The organism is Salipiger sp. 1_MG-2023 (assembly GCF_030547555.1).
GTDB lineage: Bacteria > Pseudomonadota > Alphaproteobacteria > Rhodobacterales > Rhodobacteraceae > Salipiger.
The window spans coordinates 81,440-87,439 of the sequence record NZ_JAUOQN010000016.1 but is presented as its reverse complement, the minus strand read 5'-3'; the positions used below and the strand labels follow the sequence as shown (position 1 = coordinate 87,439).

General features: G+C 64.7%; 6 protein-coding genes. 3 read left to right on the top strand and 3 right to left on the bottom strand.

All coding sequences use genetic code 11. The features are described from left to right. From Q4543_RS10165 to Q4543_RS10155, 3 genes are all read left to right on the top strand, one after another. Window positions 1–249: hypothetical protein (locus Q4543_RS10165; protein WP_303437881.1), on the top strand; the 249-nt coding region annotated here is incomplete at its 5' end. A gap of 135 nt (window positions 250–384) precedes the next feature. Then, window positions 385–1,437, top strand: a complete 1,053-nt coding sequence (locus Q4543_RS10160) for a hypothetical protein (protein WP_303437879.1) — start codon at window positions 385–387, stop codon at window positions 1,435–1,437. 69 nt (window positions 1,438–1,506) lie between these two features. After that, window positions 1,507–2,103, top strand: a complete 597-nt coding sequence (locus Q4543_RS10155; protein ID WP_303437876.1) for an inner membrane-spanning protein YciB — start codon at window positions 1,507–1,509, stop codon at window positions 2,101–2,103. Between the two features lie 38 nt (window positions 2,104–2,141). Here Q4543_RS10155 and Q4543_RS10150 read toward each other — a convergent pair whose 3' ends face one another. The 3 genes from Q4543_RS10150 to Q4543_RS10140 all read right to left on the bottom strand — a co-directional run bounded on the left by Q4543_RS10150 (window position 2,142) and on the right by Q4543_RS10140 (window position 5,821). Continuing rightward, window positions 2,142–3,443, bottom strand: coding sequence for an MFS transporter (locus tag Q4543_RS10150; protein WP_303437874.1), 1,302 nt, complete (start codon window positions 3,441–3,443; stop codon window positions 2,142–2,144). A 316-nt stretch (window positions 3,444–3,759) separates the two neighbouring features. Further along, complete coding sequence (locus Q4543_RS10145) at window positions 3,760–4,407, bottom strand: pseudouridine synthase (RefSeq protein WP_303437871.1); 648 nt, start codon at window positions 4,405–4,407, stop codon at window positions 3,760–3,762. A 40-nt stretch (window positions 4,408–4,447) separates the two neighbouring features. Next, on the bottom strand, window positions 4,448–5,821 hold the full coding sequence (locus tag Q4543_RS10140; RefSeq protein WP_303437868.1) for an L-serine ammonia-lyase: 1,374 nt from the start codon (window positions 5,819–5,821) through the stop codon (window positions 4,448–4,450). Window positions 5,822–6,000 lie beyond the last annotated feature (179 nt).

Genomic DNA, 6,000 nt, shown 5'->3' with positions numbered 1-6,000 from the left:
ACCAGCTGCGCCGTGACCTCCGAGCTGACCTCGGCCTTTACCTCCTGCGCCACCCCGGCTGGGCTTGAAGCCACCGCGACCAGCTGCGCCGTGACCTCCGAGCTGACCTCGGCCTTTACCTCCTGCGCCACCCCGGCTGGGCTTGAAGCCACCGCAACCAGCTGCGCCGTCAGCGCCGAGCTGACCGCGACCGCCACCTCCTGCGCGGCTCCCGCCGAGCTGAGCGCCACCGCGACCAGCTGCGCCTGAGCGCTCCCCGCTGCGGGCGCCCTGTCGGGCGAGGCGCTCGCAAGCCTTTCAGGGTGCAGTCACGGCTGCACCCTGCCAGCCCCGAGATTTCAACCCAAAGTTTTCGGCCCCAGATATCCGGCCCAGAGGTTCGCCATGAGCAACGTCATCGCCCTTCGTCCGCAGCAAGCGCCCCGACATGAAGACGGCCTTCACGCGCTGCTGGACAGTTTTGCCAACCACCGCAGGCGGCAGGAGGACGCGTTCTGGCTCAAGGAAAACGCCGAGCTGCTGAACATCTTGGAATGCACCGGCACCCCGGTGCCGCGCGCGGCGCTTGAGGTGCATGCGGGGTTTCTCGCCGGGGCCGAAGAGCGCATGGCCTTCTTCCCGCAATATTATCGCTTCTTGTTGTCGATGGTGCTCGATCTCGAAGATCTCGGCATGGGCGGCGACATCGGCGCACGGCTTTGCGCCAGCGCGCAGCGCGACGACCTTGCCGGGGCCGAGCTGTCGGACCTTCAGCGCATGGAAGCGCGTCGGCTGCTGGCGCGGCGCGGTTTTCAGGCGTCAGACGATGCCGGGCTCGAGGATCGGCTGCGCGCCTTTTGCGCCCGCAACGCCACCTTCACGCTGCCCAACAAGAAGGCCGCCTACGAGCTGACCCATATCGTCTATTACCTTGGCGAATATGGCCGCCGCGACCCGCAGCTGGACGCGCGCGCCATCACCAGCCTGCATTTCGCCGGCAACCTCGCGTTCCTCGAGCAGAATTCCGACCTGCTGTCCGAGATCTGCATCGCGCTGCGCCACGCGGGCGAAACCCCGCCGCCGCTCTGGACGGCCTGGCTCGAGCGCGAAACCCAGATGTTCACCGTCGAGACCAGCGATCACGTCAACATCGCCGATGATTATCACGATTACCTCGTGTGCCACTGGCACGCGGCGGTGGCGGGGGGCGTGGCCTTCCGCAAGCCGCAGGCGGCAGGGCGCATGGGCTTTACCCGTGCGCCGCGGGCCACGCCGCTGCGCGAGTTATCCGAGGCGCTTTATGCCGAAGGGGCGGAGCGCCGGGCGGACTGGCCGGTCATGCGCGCCCGCGTCGAGGGGCGCCTGTCGGCGCAGGCGATGCAGGTGCTGGACATGCTGGCCGGGCAATCAGAGCATTTCGACGCTTTCTTCGAGGGCTTCTCCCGCGCCGCGCAGTGAGCGCGCGCCATTGAGAAGCCTCGCCGCAGGGGCTATCTGACTCCGGACCCACAGGCCCGGAGACACCCCATGACGGCGAAACAGATCACCCCTTTCCTGAAACCGGCGCTGGAGATCGGCCCCATCGTGGTGTTCTTCGCCGCTTATGTTCTGCTCAAGGACAAGATCTTTGACATCGGTGGCACCGAATACGAGGGCTTCATCCTTGTGACTGCCGGGTTCATCCCGCTGATGCTGATCAGCACGGCGCTGCTGTGGAAGCTGACCGGGCACCTGTCGCCGATGCAGATCGTCACGGCGGTGCTGATTGTGGTGTTCGGCGGGCTGTCGGTCTGGCTCAACGACGAGCGCTTCTTCAAGATGAAGCCAACGCTGATCTATCTGCTGTTCGGCTCGGCGCTGGGGATAGGCCTGCTGCGCGGCGAAAGCTGGCTGCGCAAGGTGATGGAAGGGGTGATGCCGCTTCAGCACGAGGGCTGGATGATCCTCACCCGCCGGGTCTGCGCGTTTTTCTTCGGTCTGGCGCTGCTCAACGAGGTGATCTGGCGCAATTTCCCGACCGAGACATGGGTCTATTTCAAGACCTTCGGCCTGACCGCGGCAATCTTTGCGTTCTTCATGACGCAGGGCGGATTGTTCAAGAAATACGGTATCGAAAAGGAATAGGAAAACGGCGGCTTCAAGGGACCGCCGTTCTTCTTTGCTCAGACCTTGCCGCGTCCACTGGCAAAGATGCAGGCCAGTGTGATCAGCGCCGCGATCAGGACGTAATACCCGACATAAGCGATGCCATAGGTCGATTGCAGGTAGGTCGCGATATAGGGCGCAAGCGAGGCCCCGACGATGCCCGCGAAGTTGAAGGTCAGCGACGAGCCGGTATAGCGCACCCGGGTCGGGAAGGGCGCCGCCAGCGCGGTGCCGATCAGCCCGTAGGTCATGCCCATCAGCGCCATGCCAAGCGTGATGAAGATCATGATGCGGACCTCGTTCTCGACCATGAGCACCGGCACGAGAAAGGAGAACGCTGCAATGGCCAGCGTCGTTGCGACCAAGACTTCGCGCCGTCCGAACCGCTCTGCGGTCTTGCCCGCGACCGGAATGAACAGGCCGAAGATCACCGCGCCCCAGATCTGGATCGCCAGCGCGTCGGTGAAGGGGATCTTCACGACCTTGACGTTATAGCTCAGCAAGTAGGCGGTGCTGATGTAGAACAGCACAAAGGTCGCCAGCGCCACAAATGTGCCAAGGAAAAGCGAGACCTTGTGCTTGCTGAAGATCTCGACAACCGGCACGGCGACGCGCTCTTCATTGTCGATGGCCTTCTGGAAATCGGGGGTCTCGGTGATCGACAGGCGTACCCAGAGTCCGACGATGATCAGCAGCAGGGAGGACAGAAACGGAATTCGCCAGCCCCAGCTTTCCAGCGCTTCTTCGGGCATGAATTGCAACAGCACCCAGAACATGCCCGAAGACAGGAACAGGCCCAGCGGCGCGCCAAGCTGAGGGAACATGCCGTACCAGTTCTTCTTGCCCTCGGGGGCATTCTCGGTCGCCATCAGCACCGCGCCGCCCCACTCGCCACCAAGACCAAAGCCCTGTCCAAAGCGGCACAGCGCCAGCAACAGAGGCGCGACGATGCCGATTTGCTCGTAGGTCGGCAGCAGGCCGATGATGACGGTCGAGATGCCCATGGTAAGTAGCGCCGCGACAAGCGTCGCCTTGCGCCCGATGCGGTCACCAAAATGCCCGAACACCACCGCGCCCAGCGGGCGGGCGAAGAAGGCGATCGAGAAGGTCGCAAACGAGGCGAGCAGGGCGGTCATCGCGTCGGCGCCGGGGAAAAACAGCTGGGGGAAGACCAGCACGGCCGCAGTCGCGTAGACGTAAAAGTCGAAGAACTCGATGGTTGTGCCAACAAGGCTCGCCGTCAGGACTTTTGCGGGGGAATTGAGCGCGGGCGCGCGTGGCGGCGCCGCCGTTTCAGCATCGGCGCTGGAATAGGACATTTTATTTCGTTTCCGTTCGGATCTTGGACATAATTTTCGTGGTGACCGCCCGGTTACCGCGAACAGCGCGCGGTGTCAGCGCATCGAGCCTTGCTCATTTGACAAGGCAGACATGCAGGTTTCGCATGCCGCGACGTCCTTGCGTGATCGTCAAAGGCAGAGGGGGCCAGCCCCCCGCGCTGCGCGCGCCCCCCCCGGATATTTGAAGCCAGAAGAAACCGGGGCGCGGCGCTCCTGACTTCTTCTGGCCTAAAATATCCCCGCCGGAGGCATCCGGCATGTCAATCCACACGGACCGCCGGGACGTGCAACTGCGTCAGAAAGGAGCCTTTACCCGAAACTTGACGCCCGCTCCGCCGTCGGGGTGATGCAATCGTAGTTCTTCGGCATGCAGCATCATACGTGGATATTCGGCTGCGCTCATTGGCGCGTAGAACGGATCGCCCAGGATCGGGTGACCAAGCGCCAGCATGTGAACGCGCAGCTGGTGGCTGCGGCCGGTCAGCGGGTGTAGTCTGACGCGGGTTTCCTCATCGGAGCTCTTCAGCACGCGCCAGTCGGTGAGCGCGGGCTTGCCGGTCTCGTGGCAGACCTTTTGCAGGGGCCGGTTAGGCCAGTCGACGATCAAAGGCAGATCGACGGTTCCGGTCTTTGGTTCGAGCTTACCGGCGAGGCGGGCGATGTAGGTCTTCTTCGTGCGCCGTTCTTCGAACTGGCGACCGAGGTGGCGCTGAGCGTGCTCGGTCAGGCCAAAGACCATCACGCCCGACGTGTCGCGATCGAGCCGGTGGACAAGCCGCACCGTCGGGAAGATCCGTTCCAGCCGCGCGATCAGGCAGTCCGCCAGCTCTGGCCCCTTGCCGGGCACCGACAGCAACCCGGCGGGCTTGTCGACCAGCAAAAGCTCGTGGTCGTGGTGCAGGACGGGAATGTCCCCCTGGGGCGGATCGTAGGTGCTGCTCATGCGGGGGACTTATGCGGGGAAGGGCGCGCCGCGCAAGGGGTCAGCAGTTGGGAATGTTCACCGCGAGCCCACCCAGCGAGGTTTCCTTGTAATGGGCATGCATGTCGCGCCCGGTCTGGCGCATGGTTTCGATACAGGCATCCAGCGGCACAAGATGGGTGCCGTCTCCGCGCAGGGCGAGGCTCGCCGCCGATACCGCCTTGATCGCGCCCAGCCCGTTACGTTCGATGCAGGGCACCTGCACGAGGCCGCGCACCGGATCGCAGGTCATGCCGAGGTGATGTTCCAGTGCGATCTCGGCGGCGTTTTCGATCTGCGCCGGGGTGCCGTCCATCACGGCGCACAGCCCGGCCGCCGCCATGGCCGCCGCGCTGCCGACTTCGGCCTGACATCCCGCTTCGGCGCCCGAGATCGAGGCGTTGTACTTGACCAGACCGCCGATGGCGGCGGCGGTCAGCAGAAATTCGGGAACCTGTGTCGACATCGCGCCGGGAACGAAATCCAGCCAGTAGCGGATCACTGCGGGCACCACGCCCGCCGCGCCGTTGGTCGGCGCGGTGACAACCTGGCCCATCGCGGCGTTCTCTTCGTTCACTGCCATGGCGTAGCAGCTCATCCAGTCGTTGATCACATGCGGTGCCGTCAGGTTGCGCCCGTATTCCTCGCGCAGCGCATCATGGATCGCCTTGGCGCGGCGCTTGACCTTCAGCCCCCCGGGAAGGATACCATCGCGGCCGAGCCCGCGCGAGAGGCAGCCGTTCATCACCTCCCAGATCCGCGCCAGCCCCTCGTCAAGATGCGCGGCGGGGCGGCGCGACAGCTCGTTGCGGCGCTTCATTTCGGAGATGCTCAGGCCGGAGGTCGCGGCCATCTCGAGCATTTCGGCGGCGGAGCGGAACGGGAAGGGCACCTTTGGCCCCTGATCCACGTCATCGCCCGCCGCAAGTTCGGCTTCGGTCAGCACGAAGCCGCCGCCGACCGAATAATAGGTTTCCGACAGGATCACGTCGCCCTGCGCATCCACCGCCTGTAGCATCATGCCATTGGCATGGCCCGGCAGGGCGTGATCATAATCGAAACGAAGATCGGTGGCGGGATCGAAGGCCAGCGCGCCAAGCCCGTCGGGGGTAACCCGCTTTTCGGCGGAGATGCGCGCCATGGCGGCGTCGGCTTCGCTGGCGACATAGCCTTCGGGGGTGAACCCGGCGAGGCCCAGAATGGTCGCCCGGTCGGTGGCATGGCCAACCCCGGTAAAGGCTAGCGAGCCGTGCAGCGAGCCCTTCAGCCCATGCGCCGAAAACGGCGCGGCGCGCAGCGTGTCGAGAAACCGCGCGGCGGCGACCATCGGCCCCATGGTGTGCGAGGAGGACGGCCCGATGCCGATCTTGAACATGTCGAAGACGGAAAGAAACATGGCGCCCCTGCTGCGATCGGTTTCCTCATGCCTAGCGCGACGGGGCGCCGCGGCACAGGACGAATGCGGCATTCCAGCGCAGGAATGCGCAAAGACCCCCAAAGCCCGAGGCAATTCACGCCCTCTGCGGCGAATCCGCTATCGCGCGCTGGCGGGTGCGCCCGTATAAGGCCGCAGAC